Source organism: Microbispora sp. H13382 (genome assembly GCF_014161445.1).
GTDB lineage: Bacteria > Actinomycetota > Actinomycetes > Streptosporangiales > Streptosporangiaceae > Microbispora.
Genome location: NZ_JABBXA010000004.1, coordinates 459085 through 479056 on the forward strand (window position 1 = coordinate 459085; position 19972 = coordinate 479056).

The following is a 19972-nucleotide window of genomic DNA, read 5'->3' on the forward strand; positions in this document are numbered from 1 at the left end:
CGGAGGACGGCCCGGTGGGCTGATCGGACTAGACTCGTTGCCGCTGAGCGCAGGGCGCTCGCAGGCCCCTGGATACGGAGCTCTCTCTTGTCGAACACCTATGACCCGGTCGAGGTGACGCCGCTGCACGCCGACGAGGTCGCGCGGGCGCAGGCCGACGCTCTCGCCGCCATCGCCGCGGCGCGCGACCTCGACGATCTGAAGCAGGCCAGGCTCGCGCACGCGGGCGACCGCTCGCCGATCGCGCTGGCCAACCGTGAGATCGGCGCACTGCCGCCCGCCGCGCGCGCCGAGGCGGGCAAGCGGATCGGCACCGCGCGCAAGGCCGTCGGCGAGGCGCTCGCCGCCCGCCAGGCCGAGCTGGAGGCCGAGCGGGACGCGCGGGTCCTCATCGAGGAGACCGTCGACGTCACGCTGCCCTGGGACCGCGCGCCGCGCGGCGCCCGGCACCCGCTGACCACCCTTCAGGAGCGCATCGCCGACGCCTTCGTCGCGATGGGCTACGAGGTGGCCGAGGGGCCCGAGCTCGAAGGCGAGTGGTTCAACTTCGACGCGCTGAACATCGCCACCGACCACCCGGCCAGGTCCGACCACGACACCTTCTTCGTGGAGAGCGTCGAGTCGGGGAAGGTGCTGCGCACCCAGACGTCGCCGGTGCAGATCAGGGCCCTGCTGTCGCGCCCGCTGCCCGTGTACGTCGTGTCGCCGGGCAAGACCTTCCGCACCGACGAACTCGACGCCACGCACACACCGGTCTTCCACCAGGTCGAGGGCCTGGCGGTGGACAAGGGGCTGACGATGGCCCACCTGAAGGGCACGCTGGACCGGTTCGCCGAGGTGATGTTCGGTGCCGGGATCACCACCCGCTTCCGGCCGCACTACTTCCCCTTCACCGAGCCGTCCGCCGAGCTCGACCTGCGCTGCTTCGTCTGCCGCGGCTCCTCGGCGGTGCCCGGCAACCCGCCCTGCCGCACCTGCAAGTCGGAGGGCTGGATCGAGTGGGGCGGCTGCGGCATGGTCAACCCGCGCGTGCTGATCGCCTGCGGCGTCGACCCCGCCGTCTACTCGGGATTCGCCTTCGGCATGGGCGTGGAGCGGACGCTGATGTTCCGCCACAACGCCGAGGACATGCGTGACATGGTCGAGGGCGACATCCGGTTCACCCTGCCGTTCGGGATGGAGGTCTGATGAAGGTCCCGCTTTCATGGCTGCGGGAGTACGTCGATCTCCCCGCGGTCACCGCCCAGGAAGTGGCCGACCGGCTCACCGCCGCCGGCCTCAAGCTGGAGGCCATCCACTCGCACGGCCACGAGCTCAAGAACGTCGTGGTCGGCCGGGTCCTCGAGATCGAGGAGCTGACCGGGTTCAAGAAGCCGATCCGGCACTGCAAGGTCGAGGTGGGGGAGGCGACGCCGCGCGAGATCGTGTGCGGCGCGACGAACTTCTCCGAGGGCGCGGTGGTTCCGGTCGCGCTGCCCGGCGCGGTGCTCCCCGGCGGCTTCGAGATCGGCTCCCGCAAGACCTACGGGCGTCTGTCCGACGGCATGATCTGCTCGGAGGCCGAGCTCGGCATCGCCGAGTCCTCCCCGGGCATCCTGCTGCTGCCGCAGGACACCCCGATCGGCGCGGACGTGGTCGAGCTGCTCGGCCTGCGTGACGACGTGCTCGAACTCGAGGTCGCCACCGACCGCGGATACGCCCTGTCGATCCGCGGCGTCGCGCGTGAGGCGGCCATCGCGTTCGGCGTCCCGTTCCGCGACCCCGCCACGGTCCCGGCGCCGGCGGACGGCGGCGAGTCCTGGCCGGCGGCGATCGCCGACCCGACCGCCTGCGACCGGTTCGTGCTGCGCTCGGTCACCGGGTTCGACCCGGCCGCCGAGTCCCCGCTGTGGATGCGGGTGCGGCTGGCCCGCGCCGGCATGCGCTCGGTCTCGCTGGCCGTCGACGTCACCAACTACGTGATGCTGGAGCTTGGCCAGCCGCTGCACGCCTTCGACCGGTCGCGCCTGTCCGGCCCGATCGTCGTACGGCGGACCCGGCCGGGCGAGAAGCTCGAGACGCTCGACCACGTGGTGCGCACGCTCCACGAGGAGGACATCCTCATCACCGACGACTCGGGCCCGATCTCGATGGCGGGCACGATGGGCGGCCTGCACACGGAGATCTCCGGCACCTCGACCGACATCGTCATCGAGGCGGCGCACTTCTCCGCCACCGGCATCGCCCGCGAGTCGCGGCGGCACAACCTGGTCAGCGAGGCGTCCAAGCGGTTCGAGCGCGGCGTCGACCGGGAGTTGCCGCTGGCCGCGTCGTGGCGGGCCGTCCAGCTCCTGGCCGAGCTGGGCGGGGCCGTCGCCGACCCGGGAGTGACCCACGCCCAGGCGGAGGTGTCCCCGGTGCGGATCACCATCCCGGCCGACCACCCCAGCCGCGTGGCGGGCGTGACGTACGAGCGGGAGACCGTGATCCGCAGGCTGGAGCAGATCGGCTGCACGGTGACCGAGGGCGCCGCGCCCGCGGCCGCCGCCGGGACCGGCGTCGCGGCCACCGGCGTGCTCGCCTCCGGCGACCTCGCCGGCCGGCTTGCCGTCAACGGCGACGACCTGATCACCGTCACGCCGCCGACGTGGCGCCCCGACCTGACCGACCCGAACGACCTCGCGGAGGAGGTCATCCGGCTGGAGGGGTACGACCGCATCCCGTCGGTCCTGCCGCCCGCTCCCGCCGGCGGCGGGCTGACGGAGGAGCAGCGGCTGCGCCGCCGGGTGGGCCGGGCCCTGGCCCACGCGGGATACGTGGAGGTGCTCGCCTACCCGTTCATGGGACCGCGCGACCTCGACAACCTGCTGCTGGCCGAGCATGACCCCCGCAGGCGGGCGACCCGGCTGGTCAACCCGCTCAGCGAGGACGAGCCGTACATGCGGACCACGCTGCTGCCCGGGCTGCTGAAGACCCTGGTGCGCAACGTTGGCCGCGGCTTCGCCGACGTGGCGCTGTTCGAGTCCGGTCTGGTCTACCGGCCCGAGCCGGACGCCCCCGCCACGGCTCCGGTCCTCGCGGTCGACCGCAGGCCCGCGGAGGAGGAGCTCACGGCGATCGAGACGGCGCTGCCGAGGCAGCCGCTCAGGGTGGCCGTGGTGCTCGCGGGAGAGTTCGAGCGCTCCGGCTGGTGGGGCCAGGGACGGCAGGCGTCCTGGGCGGACGCCGTCGAGGCGGCCCGCACGGTCGCACGTGCGGCGGGCGTGGAGCTCGGCGTCCGGGCCGACCAGCACGAGCCGTGGCACCCCGGGCGGTGCGCCGCGCTGACCGTGACCGACGTGGAGACCGGTGAGCAGGTCCTGGCCGGTCACGCCGGCGAACTGCACCCCCGGGTCGTCGAGGCCTACGGGCTGCCGCCGCGCACCTGCGCGATGGAGCTGGAGCTGTCGCTGCTGGTCCCCGCAGGGCCGGTGGAGACGCCCGCGGTCTCGGCCTATCCGGTGGCGACGCAGGACGTCGCCCTGACCGTCTCCGCCTCGGTCCCGGTCGCCGAGGTCGAGGCCGCCCTCCGGGAGGGCGCGGGCGAGCTGCTCGAGTCGATCAGGCTGTTCGACGTCTACACGGGCCCGCAGGTGGGCGAGGGGAACAAGTCCCTGGCCTACACGCTGCGGTTCCGGGCCCCCGACCGCACGCTCACGGTCGAGGAGACCACGGCGGCGCGGGACGCCGCCGTCGCCGTCGCGGCGCAGCACACCGGAGCCCAGCTCCGCGGCGCCTGAGCACGATCATCGGCGGGTGCCGGCCCGGTGTGCGCAAGCACCGGGCCGGCACCCGCCGCCATGTCGCCCTCGGTGCCGGGGAGAACGCGGTGCCAGGGAGAACGCGGCGCCGGGCAGTCGGGCGCGGACGCCGGGGGAGCGATCGATTTCCGGAGGAGCGGTGCGTCACCTGCTGGTGTTCCCCGAGCGGGACAGCGCGGAGGAGTCCGCCGAGGCCGTGGCCGAGCTGTTCCCGGCACTGGGCGTTCCCACCGTCGTCCGTGAGCTGCTCGCCGGCGAGGACGACGCCGAGGACGCCCAGTGGGTGGTCGTGGTGGACGACCCGGACGGCGCACTCGGCCCGGCCGGCCTCGCCCGGCTCGACGCCCTCGCCGAGGAGGGCGAGGGCTGGCGCGAGCCGGGCTGACCGTCCTATCTTCCGTACACCTCGAAGGAGTACAGCGAGTAGCCGTAGCCGGTGCCCCGCTTGACCCCCTGCATCCGCACGTGGCGCGCGCTGCCCGGCGCGAACGTGACGGTGTCCACGCCGCCGTCGCCCGAGGTCGTCTGCGCGACGGTGGTCCACGTCGCGCCGTCCGCCGAGGTTTGGATCCGGTACGACGTGGCGTACGCCGCCTCCCAGCGCAGGATCACCCGGCTCACGGTCTTCGCCGAGCCGAGATCTACCTGGATGTACTGGTTGTCGCTCCACGCGCTGGCCCACCGGCTCGCGGGGTCTCCGTCGACGGCCTTGGCGGGGCTGTAGGAGCCCTGCGTGCTCGACGCGCTCGCCGTACGGCCCAGGGCGAGGTCGGCCACGTCGTCGCCGCGGTGCGCGGGGAACGAGACCACCTGCTGGTAGGTCGGCCGGTTCTGCCACGAGATCAGCGAGTGTTTGACGCCGCCGAGCGGTGACTGCCGGACGGCGTCGGCGCACCACTGGTCGCCCGCGGAGCAGGAGTCGTCACCCGGGTAGGTCGTCGCCGCCGGTTCCGCCAGCGCGGCCGCCAGGCTGTCCAGCAGGACCGTACGGCAGGCCGCCACGGTGGCCCCGCAGTACTTCGCCGGGAGCGGAGCGGCCACCGGGTCGCCCAGCACGGCCCGGATGTCCTTGTCCACGTAGCCCCACCAGCCGTACTGGAACGACGAACCCTTGTGGGGCTGCGTCTCGTTGGCCGAGCCGGGCAGCGAGGAGACGTCGCCCTGCTGGTGCCCGGAGGGCGACTCGTTGATCTGCAGCGCGTTGACGAGTGCCTGGTAGAGCCCGTCGCCCAGTCCGGGCCGGAACTGTGCCCGGACCAGCTTCGGCCACCACGCGTCGAAGATCCGGATGGCGTCGGCGTGGGCGTACGTCTTGCTGCCCTTCGAGGTCTCCTGCCGCGTGGCGCCCGCGGCGGCCCAGGCGGACAGCTTGGCGACGGCCGAGGCCAGAGCGGGATCGGAGACGGAGGCGCTGTTCACGACGCGCAGCAGCTTGGGCAGCACCTTCCACCCGCGCAGGTCGGTCGTCGCGGCCGACGCCATGATCTTCACGACGCCGGCGCGGTCGAGGGTGCCCGAGGACAGGGCCGCTCTCACCGGGGCGTCGAGCAGGTCGCCCCGGTGGACCGCGCCGAAGCTGAAGTTGCCGTCCGACGCGCCGAAGTCCTTGGCCTGCTTGTTGTTCCAGCTCACGAAGTAGTCCTGGTTGACCGCCTGCGGATGCGCCGAGGGCGGGACGTAGGACGCCGTGTTGGCCGCCGGGTCGAAGCCGCTCCACTCGTGCGCGGCGTCACCCGCCATGGGCAGGTTCGGGTCGGACACCGCCGACCGTACGGGGACGTTGCCGGACATGAAGTACGCTGCGTCGGCGGAGTTCACGTAGAACCAGTTGAACGCGAAGCCGATGGTGGAGGCCGAGTCGCGGAACGCGGCCGCCGACCCCATCTCGGCCGGGTCGTTGAACATCTGGAACCCGATCGCGGAGTCCGCCTCGTGCTGGTAGGTGGAGCGCAGCGTGGTGAACGCCGTCGGCACGCCGCCGGCCGTGCCCCGCCAGGTCACCAGGCCATACTTGGTGCGCTTGACGACCAGGTCGTACGACCCGGCGGCGGTGGAGTCGGCCGTGTTGGGCTTCCAGGAGTTGGTCTTCTTCAGCGTCTCCATCGCGGTGCAGGCGCCGTGGTAGAGGTAGTGGTCCGACGAGACCGTGGGCGTGCCGCCATTCGGATCGCACAACGTCACCGCGTACGTGTCGGTGATGTCCTCGGCGGCGGAGGTGGCGCTCCAGGCGTAGTCGGTTCCGCGTCCGAGCAGCACATAGAGGTTGAGCCCGGCGAAGGCCGCGCCGCGTGCCCGGATGCCGGGGCCGGACAGCTCCTCCAGCATGAGCAGTTGCGGCGCGAAGTAGCCGGTCTGCGGGCCGAACACGGCGATCGGGTGACCGCCGGTCGCCTTGGCGGCCGAGACCACGATGGCGTTGGACATGCCGGGTTTGGAGTTGTCGACCGTGAGCCCGGTCAGCGCGCTTTCGACCTGTGTGGTCGCGGAGGTGGCGGTGCCGGTCTCGTTGGCCGTGATGTCGACCGGCGCGGTCGTGCCGGCGTCGGGCAGCACCACTCCGGTCGCGCCGGCCGGGGCCGCCCCGAAGGGGAAGCTCTGCCCGTCGTGCAGGGTCAGTACGGTCTCCGGGTCGTTCTGGGCGCGCAATGCCGTCCAGACCCTGTCCCCCTCGGCGGCCCCGTACTTCGCCCGCGCGGCCACGCGTACGAGGGCGGACTGCATCTCGGCGCCGCCGCCACCGCCGAACAGGCCGCCGATCACGCCGGAGATCGCGATCAGGTCGGTCATCCGGAAGTCCTCCGGGCCGCCCTTGTTCGTGATCGCGTCGAGGTGGCCGGTCAGCACGTACTCACCCGGGCAGTCGCGGTCGGCCATGCAGCGGTCGATGTACGCGTTGATGCCGGCGACGTAGTTCTGCACGTCCGCGTACAGCTGGGCGCCCCGGGGGCCGGCGGTCCGCAACCGGTCGATCTGCGCCTGGAGATCGGTCTCCGTGTAGGGGGAGTTGCGCCAGACGCTCTGCTCCAGCTCCCTGTTGCCGGCCGCACCGCCGGCGAACGGCGTCAGCTCGCCCCGGCCGACGTGGCGCATGAGGTCCATCAGCCACAGGCGGTCCTGCGCGCCGGCGTATCCGGCGCCGAACATGGTGCCCTCTCGGGTGGTGCCGGTGATGTGCGGGACCCCGGTCGACTTGTCGCGGACGATGGTGACGTCCGAACGAGGGCGCACGGTGCTGTCGACCTGGTTCGCCGGCACGCCGAAGCCGCTGTCGTTGAAGAACGCGGAGATCTGCTCGTCGGTGAGGCCAGTGTAGCCGGAGACGAGGTCGGCGTACCTGCCGAGCTGGTCCTTGCTGTGGGCCGGGTAGGTGCCGAGGGCCTGGTTGCCCAGGATGTCGACGAGCGTGGCGTTGCCGTTCTGGCCGGGCGGCAGGATGTCCGCGCACTGGCCCAGGCAGTAGTCGTCGGGCGGGTAGTAGGGGTCGGCGGCGGCCGGTGCCGCGGGCAGGCCGACGGCGACCAGGGCCAGCGCGGCGGCAGCGGTGATCGCCCGTCGAAGGCGCGCGTGCATGGGGGATCTTCCCTTCGCGGTGTCGGGGGGTGAAGGGACCGTGGTGGTGCTGTTCACGCGCGTGAATGTGAGTCAGGCTCAACTCCGGACGATACCTGCGGGTAACCAGAGGAGCAATGCCAACTTTGCCGCGATCGTGACTGCCCCCGCCGGTCGTGACCAATACCCCTCGCCCCGCCCGTGCGTCGAGTTCGTACACGTAGACCGTGGGCCGCCCGGACAGGTTTCGCGGCGCCGGGGCCATGGAGGAGACCAGGACAGCGGGAAGGTGCGGCGCTCCCGGAAAGCGCCGCACCGTTCCTGGCGGTCAGCCCACGCGGCAGGAGACCGACGGCCAGGTTCATACGACAAGGAGGCGGCCGGGTCGTGGCCCGCGGGGTGTTCCGCACCGCGGGCCACAGGTGCGGGCTACCTGTTCCAGGTCCACTTCTGGTTGGTGCCGCCGTGGCAGGAATACAGCTGGAGCTGGGTGCCGTTGCCGGTGCCGGCGCCGGCGGCGTCGAGGCACAGCCCGGACTGGACGCCCTGGATGCTGCCGTCGGAGTTGACGCGCCACTTCTGATTGTCGCCGCCCCAGCAGGAGTAGATCTGGATCTTGGCGCCGTTGCCGGTGCCGGCCGCGTCCAGGCACTTGTTGCCGTACACCCGGATCTCACCGGCAGAGGTGGAGCTCCAGGTCTGGTTGGTCTGGCCGTTGCAGTCCCAGATCTGCACTGCGGTGCCGTCCGAGGTGCTCGCGTTCGGCACGTCCAGGCACCGCCCGGAGGCCACCCCCCTGATCGCCCCGCTGCCGCCACCGGAGGTGGGAGTCGCGCTGGGGGACTGGGGGATCGTCGGGGATGGGGAGACGGGGGTGCCGCCGTCGGGGGCGACCGCGCGGCCGGTCGTGGGGGAGATCATGCCGGCGCAGAGGTTGCGGCTGCGGAGGTTGGCGGCGATCTGGGGGATGGCCTGCACGGTGGTGGAGTACTGGTCGTGCATGAGGATGATCTGGCCGTTCTGGAGGCGGCCGGCGGCTTGGACGATGGCCGAGGTGCTGGCGCCGTTCCAGTCCTGGGAGTCGACGTCCCAGATGATCTCCCTGAGGCCGAGCTGCTGCTCGACGGACTTCAGCGTGGAGTTGGTCTCGCCGTACGGCGGGCGGAACAGCTTGGGCGCGGAGCCGGTGGCCTGCTGGATGGCCTGTTGGGTGCGCTGTAGTTCGGACTGGATCTGGGAGCTGCTCAGCTGGGTGAGGTGCGGGTGGGTGTAGCTGTGGTTGCCGACCCACATGCCCGCGTCCACCTGCGCTCGGACCAGGGACTGGTTGTTCTGGGCGTTCTGGCCGATGTTGAAGAACGTGGCCCGCAGGCCGTTGGCCTTCAGCGTGTTGAGCAGGTTGGTGGTGTTGCTCGGATTGGGCCCGTCGTCGTAGGTGAGGCCCACGTACCCGCCGCTGCAGTCGGCCGCCTGTGCGGCGGTGGCGGACAGGGTCACGGTCGCGAGTGCCGCGGTGACGACGCCCGCGAGCGCCGTGGCGAGCATCTTGCGTAAGCCTGCACGTCTTGCGGTGGGCACGGCGCTGTCGGCCATCTCTTGCTCCTCCGATCGGGGAAGGGCCGGACGGCGCTGTCCACCGGTAGGTGAGCGCCGCCCGGCCCAGGGGTTCGCCGGGGCATCATTCTGGGGAACGAGGTTGAAACATGTCAAAGATTCGCAGAAACATTTCAAGGAGGAGCCCGCATGAATGCCCATTGAGCTGCCGAAACATCGGATGAATATTTCATGGCAGCGGCGTTCCGATGGGGGATGGTGCGCGTGCCCGCGAGCAGAGCCACACCTGGAGACGTGACGGCCGTACGGCGGGGAGGTGAGCTCTCCCCGCCGTACGGCCGGTGTCAGGCGATCGCCGTCGCGCTGCCCGTCAGGACGCGCTGCAGGTCAGCGTCGGCGTGGCGGCGGTGCCGTTGGCGACGAAGCCGAAGGTGGTGGAGGCGCTCGCGCCCAGGCTGCCGTTCCACGATTCGTTGCGCACGCTCACGGAGGAGCCGGAGCCGGACTGCAGGCCTCCCCACAGCTGGCTGACGGACTGGGAGCCGGGCCAGCTCCAGGTCACCGTCCAGCCCCTGATCGCCGAACTGCCCGCGCGCACCGTCACGTTGGACTGGAACCCGCCACCCCAGGAGTTGACGGTCTCCATCGTCGCCGTGCACGCGCCCGATCCCGCCGTGGGCGTGAGCGTGGGAGTGGGGCTGGGGGACTGCGGGATCGTCGGGGATGGGGAGACGGGGGTGCCGCCGTCGGGGGCGACCGCGCGGCCGGTCGTGGGGGAGATCATGCCGGCGCAGAGGTTGCGGCTGCGGAGGTTGGCGGCGATCTGCGGGATGGCCTGGACCGTCGTGGCGTACTGGTCGTGCATCAGGATGACTTGGCCGTTCTGCAGGCGGCCGGCGGCCTGGACGATCTGGGTGGTGCTGGCGCCGTTCCAGTCCTGGGAGTCGACGTCCCAGATGATTTCCTTGAGGCCGAGCTGCTGCTCGATCGACTGAAGGGTCGAGTTGGTCTCGCCGTACGGTGGGCGGAACAGCTTGGGCGCGGAGCCGGTGGCCTGCTGGATGGCCTGCTGGGTCCGCTGCAGCTCCGACTGGATCTGCGAGCTGCTCATCTGGGGCAGGTGCGGGTGGGTGTAGCTGTGGTTGCCGACCCACATGCCCGCGTCCACCTGCGCTCGGACCAGGGACTGGTTGTTCTGGGCGTTCTGGCCGATGTTGAAGAACGTGGCCCGCAGGCCGTTGGCCTTCAACGTGTTCAGCAGGTTCGTGGTGTTGCTGGGGTTCGGGCCGTCGTCGTAGGTCAGTCCGACGTAGCCGCCGCTGCAGTCGGCCGCCTGCGCGGCGGTGGCGGACAGGGTCACGGTCGCGAGTGCCGCGGCGACGACGCCCGCGAGCGCCGTGGCGACCGTCTTGCGTAAGCCTGCACGTCTTCTCATGGGCACGGCGCTGTCGGCCATGTGCTCCTCCTGTCAGGGGCTCTGATCGGACACCGGGAACAGGCCTGGCAGCACGTCACCATGCGAGGGAGGCGCCGCCCGGCCCGGGGTTCGCCGGGGGCATCATTCTGGGAAGCGCCGTTGAAATATGTCAAAGATTCGTTAGAAATATTTCAGCGACAACCGGTCAAGCGCGGGTCGCGCTGCCGGAACACGATGAACCTTTCACGCCGTCAGACGGGCGTTAGGGCGAGCACGCTCCTGCCGGCCCCCCGCGCCCCTGCGCTCGACTATGAGCTTGTAGTCGGCTGGTTTCGAACGGTGACTGTAGGGGAATCTGGAAAACGGCCGTAGGGCGTGCGCGCCGAGACCATGGTCGACTCCGGACACAGAGTATTGCCAAGGAGTACTCGTGGATTCCCCCCTCCCGTCGTTACCGATGAGGCCATGGACACGCATTCTGATGGGCCTGCTCGGAGCGGTGTCTTTCGTGGCCGGCGTGATCGCCGTCTTCATCACTCAGAACGAGCTCGGTGCTGCGGTTCTGGTGGTGCTCGGCGGAGTCCTCCTGGTGCTCGCGTTGTGGGGGAGCTCCATCGAGAGCCTCGAGTTCGGAGGCGCGAAGCTGGTGGTCCGTACCGTGCAGGAGAAGCTGCGACTCGCTGACGCGTCAGAAGGGCGAGGGGACATCGCCGAGGCCGGTCGGCTGCGCGCGGAGGCCAGGGCCTTGCTGGAGACCATAGAGCCTGTCGCATCCGAATACCGGCTCACCCGCGCATCGATGTCTTCGGGACCTGCGCGGACACAGGCGATGGAAAAGGTGGTGAGCGATGTGCGCCGTCTCTCCGCGGAGCTGCCTCTGGATTCGGCCGAGGTGTCGCGCTGGCTCAGGCAGGGGAGCGAGGAACAGCGCATCGCGGCACTGGCCATTATGCAGGCCAGGCCCGAGCTGCGGGACTTCGACGCCGCGCTGGAGGCGATCGAGCACTCGCGGAGCGCTTTTGAGCAGTATCACGCCATGTTGCTCTCGCTTCAGATGCTGGACGACCTCGACCAGGAGCATCGATGCCGGTTGGCCGAGGTGATCAAGTCGGAGCGTGAGGTCCATTTCCGTGACGACGGCGACCGCCTGTGGCTCAGCGAACGCATCCTGGCGGAGGTGGATCCACAGCGCTCCCGCTGAGGCCCGAGCGGATGGCCGCACGCAGCCGGGGCCCGATTCCGCAGGCGGTTCCGCGGGAGCCGGCGGTCAGAGTGCGGGGGCTTCGCGGCGGGCGCGTTCGGCCAAGGTGTGCTCGTCCGTACGGGCGTCGTAGGCGCGGAACTTCGGCAGGACCACGGCCATGAGGGCGACCGCGCCGACGCACAGCAGGCCGCCCGCGCCCAGGGAGAAGCGGGTGCTCCACCTGGGCCATGAACCCGGCCCGCGCGTCGCCCAGCATCGGGCCGGGCCGAATAGGACAGCAGCTCGATGCCCGCGAGCCGTCCGCGGTAGGAGTCGTAAATCGTCTGGTTCCAGAAGGTACTCTCAAGGGGTCCAGGAGGGATCATGGCGGAGCAGTCGGCGTTGGTGCCTGTGGTGTCGTACGCGCGCATCTCGGCGGACACCAAGCGGGACGGCCGCGGCGTCAAGGATCAGCACGAGGTCAACCGTGAGACGGCGGCCCAGCACGGCTGGACGGCCGTCCACCAGTACACCGACAACGACAAGTCGGCCGCGCGGCTCGACGTCGCGCGGGACGCCTTCGAGGACATGTTGAAGGCGCTCAAGGCCGGGAAGCTGCCGGACGGCACGGAGATCCGGGGCGTCGTGGTCGTCGCCGATGACCGCCTGGCGCGGCGGCCGGGCGACTACGAGCGCTTCCTGGACGCGTTCACGCACAACGAGGGCTTCGTCTTCGCCGACGCGAAGCAGGAGATCGACCTCTACAACGAGGACGCCGAGACGATGGGCCTGATCGGCGTCGTCTTCTCGAAGAAGGAAGTGCGCCGGATCGCGCGTCGTACCCGCCAGGGGCACCGGAGGCGGGCCGAGCAGGGCATCCCGGTGGGCGGACATCGGCCGTTCGGCTGGAAGTGGGACCGCGTCACTCTCGAACCGGCTGAAGCGGAGCTGATCCGCTCGGCCGCGCAGCAGTTCATCGCCGGGCGGGGGCTCCATCGCGAACGAGTGGCGGCGCAACGGTGTGCTGAAGCCGCGCGGAAACCTCTGGATCACCAAGACCATCAAGGCGATGCTGGGGCACGCGCGCAACTGCGGATGGCGGGAACTCCACGGCGGGCTGGCCCGCGACGAGAGTGGGAACCCGGTCGTCGGCACCTGGCAGCCCATCATCACCCCTGAGCAGTGGATGACCATTCGTGCGCTCCTCGACGCCCGCAAGGGCAAGCGGATCGAAACAACGGTGCGATCGTCGGCGTGCTGCCGCAGGACTACCGGGATCACCGCTACCTGCTGACCGGCATTCTGCGTTGCGCCCGGGAGAAAGAGGGGCGGTGGCATCTGCAACAAGCTGCCGCGCGTCCCGACCTACAACGGCAGGAGGCCGTGGGACTACGTCTGCGAATCCCCAAGTGCGGGCGGTTGCTCCGGCGTCGGTCGGCGCGGGCATCTCGTCGACTTCTTCATCTCGGAGTTGGTCATCAGCAAGATGGAGGAAGCGCAGTTCGCGGAAGCGGAGCAGGACGGCGAGTGGCCGAATGCGGAGGAGTACGAGAAAGCCAAAGAGCGGCTGGAGGAAATGACCCACCAGTGGGAGGAGAGCAAGGTCTCAAACGAGCACTGCTTCCGCATGCTCCCGAGGCTGGAAAAGGCGGTGAGTCGCCTTCGGGCCGAGGAAGCGCGTCTCAAGGTGTCGGCCGAGCGCCGGCAGGCTCGATCGCGTATCGACGTGGCCGAGATTCGCCGGCGGTGGTACCTGCCAGAGGAGGAGGGCGGCCTTCCCGCTGTCGCAGAAGCGTGCCCACATACGCGAGGCTCTGCACGCCGTGATCGTCCACCCGAGCGGTAAGGGCCGGAAGCCCTTCAACCCTGATCTGCTTGAGCCGATTTGGCGAGAGTGAGGGGACTACGGACAGATGAGGGAGACCATGCGAGGTCGCATCCTCGGCAGATTCAGAGGGCCGCGTAAGTCCTATCCGCCTGGCGCAGAGTACGCCCTTGCTCGGGTCATGCATCGAGCCATGATCGAAATCCGAACGATGAATCACACAGGCAAGGCAATGTGGATGCCTCTGGACGAGCCCTCGGATGACTTCCGGGATGGCGTTCGGATGTTGGCCGATCTGTGCGACCAGGTTGGCGGAAACCTGTGCGTCATGCTGGAGCGGCCCAAATCCCGCGAGAGAATCTAGCACTCGCTGGCCTACACCTGGCGGGTGGCGACTTCTGCGAAGCGCCAATGGCTTCGTGCCACCTTTGCCGAGACCGGCTACGACCACAGACACCTGTTCGATGATCAAGGCGATCACGACAAGCACGATGAGGCGTTGGAACTCGGCCGGGAGCAGATCAGTCAGGCTCGGACGGCAGCGCAAACGCTGTTGACCTCCCGTGGCTACAGCGCAGCCGAGTGGAAAGATGATCGAGACTTCACCCTTGAGCAACTGCCCGGTCCGGAGGGACCACGTCCCACCTTGGTCTTCCACTTCACTCGCCGTGCCGAATCCAGGCGATGGTACAGAAGGGCGAGCCTGACCATCTCGGTGGATCTCGCGACCGGAGAAGCCTCGTTGGTGTAGTACGTCTTGGACGTCTCGGGAGCTGTGACCCTACCCCAGGGGTGACAGCTCCATTCCTTTTGCCCTTATGCAGCCGTACGCCAGCGGACGTCTACGGACTCCCACGGACGCAGAGGGATGCAAGTGGACGTCTCGATACGAGGAACGGCACCCGCACAGACGGCGTTGACGCCGATCAAGGGTCACGAACAATCGAGCAGCGGGGGTGGGGCGAGAGGTGAACGGTGAATTGCCAACTGCGGAGCGATCGCTATTCAGCTTGATCCCGGGTCCTTCCTCGTGTTCCGAGATTACGGGTCGCTCGCCTGAGTCTGAAAATTTTTCAGAGATTAATTCACTAATAGACGCCAAGCAGCCAGTGACGCGAAGAACCACCGACTCAAAGGCATCCATGTTGGAGAGGTCGACGATTTCTAGATCTGCGGCTGCCTTGTCTTTTTGTGATCCCGCAAGATGGGCGCTTCCGCCTTTGGAGCGGAAGCTTTGCAGTTTGCGCACGATATCGGTGATGTCGGAAGTATCTCCGAGCTCTTGGGTGAACCGCTGGAGTAGGCGTAAAGATTGGTCGCCCTTGTCGAACGTCTGAATATTTGCCTTAAGGGGCGCTGGATCAATGGCATCAATGAGAGCATTGGTCGGGACTAGGAGGGGTTGGCCGAGTGATGCAGGGTCGTCCGTCAGTGGCCCGACGAGAGACTGAAACTCTGCTTGCATGTCCCCAGTGAGTGGCCTCCATATTGGTGCACCTAGATGCTGCTTAGATATTTCAGCTGCCTTCTCGCGGGCGCGGCGAAGATCTCCAAACAAATCCCTCGAACTCGCCCATTGATTTAGGAAATCTCTGCGAAACCTACCCTCATCCATACTTCCCTCGGGAGGGACATTGTAGGAGCGCCAATGGCCCCACTCATCTGGTGGTAGATCGCGACCAAGATCTCCCAGATAGACTTCTACGAGCCCAGCACTATTGAAGGAGATGTCAATCCCCCACAAGTCCAGGCAGGAGAGTCGCGAGGAGGAGATCCTGTAACGGTTTGGCTCGCATGTGTACGGCTGGAGGACTTCCCGCTTGAAGTAGATAGGGGTGAGGCCTCGTTTTCCGGACTCCCGTGTCGGACGCTCCGTCCCTCCCTGCCGGGTGACAGCGCGGGCGTGGCGGGAATGCTGACCCTGCGGCTCGGCCGCGCGCCCGGACGGACGCCCGGCCCCGGCGGAGGGAGTCGGCATGGGCGTCACCCGGTGTCGGACGATCATGCTTCGCGTCGTGACCGTGCCGGCTCTCGTCCTGGCCGCGGCAGCTGTGCCTGCCGTGCCTGTGTCTGCCGCGCCGGGGACAGCCGTACGGCGGGCCGACGCCGTACGGTGGCCGCGTGACGCGGAGGCGGCGCTGGGCGCCGTCCTCGACCGGGCGGTGAGCGAGGGATCTCCGGGCGCCCTGGCCCAGGTGTCCAGGGCGGGCCGTACGACGACGGTCACGCGCGGGTTCGCGGACACCGGAACCCGGCGCAGGCCCCGGGCGGACATGCGGTTCAGGATCGGCAGCACGACCAAGACGTTCGTCGCCACCGTCGTCCTGCAGCTGGTCGCCGAGGGCCGTCTCCGCCTGGACGACACGGTCGAACGGTGGCTGCCGGGGCTGGTCGCCGGCAACGGCAACGACGGACGGGCCGTCACTGTCCGGATGCTGCTCAACCACACCAGCGGGCTGTTCAACTACACGAAGGACGGCCGTGTGCCGGAGGGGCTCGAACGCGATCCGCTCACGACCTTCACGCCACGCCGGCTGGTGGCGTTCGCGCTCAGCCACCCTCCGGTGTTCGCGCCCGGGACGTCCTGGGAGTACTCGAACACCAACTACGCGCTGCTCGGCATGATCATTCAGCGGGTGACCGGGCACACGTACGCCGAGGAGATCACCAGGCGCGTCCTGCGTCCGCTGGGCCTGCGGGCGACCTACTTGCCCGGCACCTCGCCGGATGTCCGCGCCCCCTTCATCCACGCGTACAGCAAGGACGGCATCGAGCGCTTCAACCCCTCCTGGGCCGGAGCCGCGGGGGAGATGATCTCCACGGTCGGCGACCTGAACCGGTTCGACTCGGCGTTGCTGTCCGGGCGCCTGCTGCCTGCGCCCCTGTTGCGGGAGATGCTCACCCCGACGCCGAAGTCGGACGTCTTCCACGGGCCGGGCCCCTACCGCTACGGGCTCGGCGTCATGATGGTCACGCTGCCCTGCGGCGTCACCGTGTACGGGCACGGCGGCACCATCTTCGGCTCGCTCACCTGGATGGCCGGCACCCGTGACGGCCGCCACACGCTGTCCTTCGACCTGAACGGCGACAAGGTGAACCAGGGGGAGCTCACCACCGCGGCGAACGTCGCGGAGTTCTGCCCGGCGACCCCGGTCCCCTCGCAGCCGTCGGCTCCGAGGGGGACCGGGCTCCGAGAGGCACCGCGATCCGGGGCGGCCGATCAGGCGGGGACCTTGTCGAGGAAGCCGTACACGTCCCTGATCCGGCCGTCCTCGTCGAGCGCCACCACGTCGAAGCCGATCACGACCGGCTCGGCCGCCCCGCCGGGGCTTTCCGGGCCGAGGTGCCAGGTGAAGCGCGCGATGTCGTGATGGCCGTCCACGGGCCCGCCGAGGGTGAACACGAACCCGGGGAACATGTCCTGCGCACCGGCGATCACCGCGGCGATACCGTCGTGTCCGGTGACGGCGGCCAGCGGGTCGGTGTAGCCGCCGTCCTCGGCCCACAGCTCCGCCACCGCCTTCGCCCTGGCCTCGGCGTCGCGCTCGTTCCAGGCGGCGACATAACGCTCGGCCAGGGCGGTGTAGTCGGTCATCTTCCACTCCTTCGGGGATGTCTTCCGTGACGACACGTGAACGGTGTCACGGACCCCCGAGGAGGGGCGATTACGTGGCAGGTAACCCTAGAGGCCCAGGGTCTCCCTGCGCAGGTGGGTCTTGAGCACCTTGCCGCCGGGGTTGCGCGGCAGTTCGGCCTCCCTGAACCAGAACCGCACCGGCACCTTGAACGCCGCGATGCGGCCGCGCAGGAACTCCTGGAGCTCCTCGCCGGTGGCGCCGGCGCCCTGCTTGAGCCGTACGACCGCGCCGACCTGCTCGCCCAGCTCGTCGTCCGGGATGCCGATCACCGCCGCGTCGTCCACCGCGGCATGCTCGAACAGGGCGGCCTCGACCTCGGCGCAGTAGACGTTCTCGCCACCCCTGATGACCATGTCCTTGGCGCGGTCGACGATGTAGACGAAGCCGTCCTCGTCGATGCGGGCCAGGTCCCCGGTGTGCAGCCAGCCGTCCACGAACGTCTCGGCCGTGGCGTCCGGGCGGTTCCAGTAGCCCATGATGACGATCGGCCCGCGCATGCACAGCTCGCCGACCTCGCCGGGCGGCAGTTCGGCGCCGAGCGGGTCGCAGACCTTGACGTCCACGACGGCGAGCGGCAGCCCGATGCTGTCGGGCTTGGCCAGGTAGTCGGCGCCGCTGTTGTAGATCGCGAGCGCCGTCGTCTCGGTCATGCCGTACCCGTTGGCGGGCGTGCGGTTGGGGAGCGTCCGGGTGAGCCGCTCCAGCAGCTTCGGCGGGGCCGGGGCGCCGCCGTACGAGATGGAGCCAAGCGAGGAGACGTCGTGTTTGTCCAGGTCGGGGTGGGACAGCAGCTGCCAGGCGTTGGTCGGCACGCCACTCATCACGGTGACCTGCTCACGCTCGATGAGCTCCAGGGCCCGCTTGGGGTCCCACCTGTACATCAGCACGAGTCCGCCGCCGCTGAACATCGTGGTCATCAGTACGGCGAAGCACCCGGTGACGTGGAAGAGGGGCACGGTGAGCAGGGTGATCCTGCGCTTCTCGGCCGCCGCGGCCACGTCCCTGCCGGCCATGGCCACGGTGCGCATCATCGCGTACGCGACGGTCATCGGCGCCTGGCCGAGGTTGCGGTGGCTGCCGAGGGCGCCCTTGGACCTGCCGGTGGTGCCTGACGTGTAGAAGATCGTGGCGGGGTCGTCGGGGCCGATTTCGACCTGCGGCAGCGTCACGTCGGCCCGGACCTCGCCGAGGACCTCCGCCCAGTTGGCGCCCTCGCCGCGGGTGACGATCATCGGCAGGCCGCTGCCGGCCATGCGGGCGGCGCGCTCGCCGTCGGCGATCACGAGCTTGGCGCCCGAGTCGGCCAGTCCGTACTCCAGTTCCTGCTCGGTCCACCAGGCGTTGAGCGGCACGGCCACCGCGCCGGCGGCGAGCACGGCGGAGAAGGAGATGATCCATTCCGGGTAGTTGCGCATGGCGACGGCGACGCGGTCGCCCTTGCGCACGCCGAAGTCGTCCACGAGACGGTTGGCGAGCGTCGCGGCCAGCCGGAAGTGCTCCTCGTAGGTGATGCGCTCGTCCTCGTAGACCACGAACACCTTGTCCCCGTGGAACCGGGTGATCTCCAGGAGGGCCCGGAACGTGGCCGGAGCATGCTTCCATGCCCGGATCTTGTGACCGCCGACCTCGACCTCGTCCATCTCGAAGAGCTGCCCGGGCGCCGTGAGCTGGGCCTGGACCTGTTCGTTCGTGATCGTCATGCTGGCGCACTCCCGGATTCGTTCGTCAACCGGAGGTTTCACGATACCGACCGGTAGGTACGGCGGCTAGATGTCCATTCCTCGGAACGCTGCTTGCATGCTCATGCTTTGCGTTGCATACTCTCTACACCAGCAAGAACATGAGGTCTGCTGCATGACCATGCAGTGATCGCGGAGAATCGGGGGCGCGGATGAGGGCGGCGATCGCCGGAGCCAGCGGCTATGCGGGAGGAGAGCTGCTCCGCCTGCTGCTCGGCCATCCCGACGTCGAGATCGGCGCGCTGACCGCGGCGTCCAGCGCGGGCACGAGGCTCGGCGCCCACCAACCCCACCTGCCGTCGCTGGCCGACCGGGTGATCGAGCAGACCACCTCCGACGTGCTCGCCGGTCACGACGTCGTCTTCCTCGCCCTCCCGCACGGCCAGTCGGCCTCGGTCGCCGCCGAACTCGGCGACGGCACGCTCGTCGTCGACTGCGGCGCCGACTTCCGGCTGACCAGCGCGCAGGAGTGGACAGCATTCTACGGCGGTGCCCACGCCGGCACGTGGCCCTACGGCCTGCCCGAGCTGCCCGGTCAGCGCGAGGTCCTGCGCGGCGCCCGGCGCATCGCCGTCCCGGGCTGCTACCCGACCGCCGCGACGCTGGCGTTGTTCCCCGCCTTCGCGGCCGGGCTGGCCGAGCCCGACGTCGTGGTGGTCGCCGCGAGCGGCACCTCCGGGGCCGGCCGGGCGCCCAAGGCCCATCTGCTCGGCAGCGAGGTCATGGGCTCGGTCAGCGCGTACGGCGTGGGCGGGGTGCACCGGCACACTCCGGAGATGGAGCAGAACCTGTCGGCGGTCGCCGGACGGCCGGTCCGGGTGTCGTTCACGCCGACCCTCGCACCCATGAGCCGAGGCATCCTCGCCACCTGCACGGCTCCCGCCGCCTCCGGCGTCACCGCGGCCACGCTCCGCGAGGCGTACGAGACGGCGGTGAAGGACGAGCCGTTCCTCCACCTGCTGCCCGAGGGGGTCTGGCCGGCGACCGCGATGACGGTGGGGGCCAACACGGCGGTCCTGCAGGTCACCCTCGACGAGCGGGCCGGGCGGATCGTCGCCGTCGTCGCCATCGACAACCTCACCAAGGGCACCGCGGGCGGCGCGATCCAGAGCGCCAACCTCGCTCTCGGCCTGCCGGAAGAAGTCGGACTTCCCACCAATGGAGTCGCCCCGTGAGCAAGATCGTCCCTATGGAGGCGCGCATGAGCGAGCGAACCGATAAGCAGAGCGCGGTTCGCGCGGTACCGACCTGCGCGCCTTCGGCACGACGTGATTCCGAGCTTTCAGAC

General features: G+C 69.5%; 13 protein-coding genes and 2 pseudogenes. 10 read left to right on the forward strand and 5 right to left on the reverse strand.

The features are described 5' to 3' along the window. Nucleotides 1-87: 87 nt before the first annotated feature. From pheS to HHX41_RS11855, 3 genes are all read left to right on the forward strand, one after another. A complete protein-coding gene (gene pheS, locus HHX41_RS11845) occupies nt 88-1188 on the forward strand; it encodes a phenylalanine--tRNA ligase subunit alpha (RefSeq protein ID WP_169983103.1) in 1101 nt (366 codons plus the stop codon). After that, nucleotides 1188-3758: a phenylalanine--tRNA ligase subunit beta gene (locus HHX41_RS11850; RefSeq protein ID WP_182905969.1), complete on the forward strand. Its 2571-nt coding sequence runs from the start codon at nt 1188-1190 to the stop codon at nt 3756-3758. The genes pheS and HHX41_RS11850 overlap by 1 nt, the downstream gene beginning before the upstream one ends. Before the next feature lie 160 nt (nt 3759-3918). Further along, the gene (locus tag HHX41_RS11855; protein ID WP_169983101.1) at nt 3919-4164 is read left to right on the forward strand and encodes a hypothetical protein; all 246 of its coding nucleotides are present in this window, start codon (nt 3919-3921) and stop codon (nt 4162-4164) included. Between the two features lie 5 nt (nt 4165-4169). Here the strand turns inward: HHX41_RS11855 and HHX41_RS11860 are convergent, their stop codons facing one another. The 3 genes from HHX41_RS11860 to HHX41_RS11870 form a co-directional block, all read right to left on the reverse strand. After that, nucleotides 4170-7349 carry a penicillin acylase family protein gene (locus HHX41_RS11860; protein ID WP_182905970.1) on the reverse strand — a complete coding sequence of 1060 codons (3180 nt, stop codon included), beginning with the start codon at nt 7347-7349 and terminating at the stop codon, nt 4170-4172. A 408-nt stretch (nt 7350-7757) separates the two neighbouring features. Continuing rightward, the gene (locus HHX41_RS11865) at nt 7758-8921 is read right to left on the reverse strand and encodes a polysaccharide deacetylase family protein (RefSeq protein WP_182905971.1); all 1164 of its coding nucleotides are present in this window, start codon (nt 8919-8921) and stop codon (nt 7758-7760) included. A gap of 331 nt (nt 8922-9252) precedes the next feature. Next, nucleotides 9253-10338: a polysaccharide deacetylase family protein gene (locus HHX41_RS11870; RefSeq protein ID WP_220503943.1), complete on the reverse strand. Its 1086-nt coding sequence runs from the start codon at nt 10336-10338 to the stop codon at nt 9253-9255. 391 nt (nt 10339-10729) lie between these two features. On the opposite strand from HHX41_RS11870, the gene HHX41_RS11875 reads away from it, so the two are divergent. The 6 genes and pseudogenes from HHX41_RS11875 to HHX41_RS11895 all read left to right on the forward strand — a co-directional run. Continuing rightward, nucleotides 10730-11500 (forward strand): hypothetical protein, encoded by a 771-nt coding sequence (locus HHX41_RS11875; protein ID WP_220503944.1) that lies wholly within the window; start codon nt 10730-10732, stop codon nt 11498-11500. A 366-nt stretch (nt 11501-11866) separates the two neighbouring features. Then, nucleotides 11867-12346 (forward strand): annotated as a pseudogene (locus tag HHX41_RS42265) (recombinase family protein); the annotation flags it as partial. A 157-nt stretch (nt 12347-12503) separates the two neighbouring features. Further along, complete coding sequence (locus HHX41_RS42270) at nt 12504-12776, forward strand: recombinase family protein (RefSeq protein WP_396794389.1); 273 nt, start codon at nt 12504-12506, stop codon at nt 12774-12776. Nucleotides 12777-12953: 177 nt separating this feature from the next. After that, nucleotides 12954-13328 (forward strand): hypothetical protein, encoded by a 375-nt coding sequence (locus HHX41_RS11885; RefSeq protein WP_182905975.1) that lies wholly within the window; start codon nt 12954-12956, stop codon nt 13326-13328. A 367-nt stretch (nt 13329-13695) separates the two neighbouring features. Then, nucleotides 13696-14058 (forward strand): hypothetical protein, encoded by a 363-nt coding sequence (locus HHX41_RS11890; RefSeq protein ID WP_182905976.1) that lies wholly within the window; start codon nt 13696-13698, stop codon nt 14056-14058. Nucleotides 14059-15310: 1252 nt separating this feature from the next. Continuing rightward, nucleotides 15311-16342: pseudogene (locus tag HHX41_RS11895) on the forward strand (serine hydrolase domain-containing protein); the annotation flags it as partial. 185 nt (nt 16343-16527) lie between these two features. On the opposite strand, the gene HHX41_RS11900 reads toward HHX41_RS11895, so the two are convergent. Together HHX41_RS11900 and HHX41_RS11905 are read right to left on the reverse strand one after the other, a co-directional pair. Next, the gene (locus tag HHX41_RS11900) at nt 16528-16902 is read right to left on the reverse strand and encodes a nuclear transport factor 2 family protein (RefSeq protein ID WP_182905977.1); all 375 of its coding nucleotides are present in this window, start codon (nt 16900-16902) and stop codon (nt 16528-16530) included. A gap of 87 nt (nt 16903-16989) precedes the next feature. Next, a complete protein-coding gene (locus HHX41_RS11905; RefSeq protein ID WP_182905978.1) occupies nt 16990-18645 on the reverse strand; it encodes a class I adenylate-forming enzyme family protein in 1656 nt (551 codons plus the stop codon). A 191-nt stretch (nt 18646-18836) separates the two neighbouring features. Here HHX41_RS11905 and argC point away from each other — a divergent pair, with 191 nt between their 5' ends. Next, complete coding sequence (argC, locus tag HHX41_RS11910) at nt 18837-19859, forward strand: N-acetyl-gamma-glutamyl-phosphate reductase (protein ID WP_169983093.1); 1023 nt, start codon at nt 18837-18839, stop codon at nt 19857-19859. Nucleotides 19860-19972: the final 113 nt, after the last annotated feature.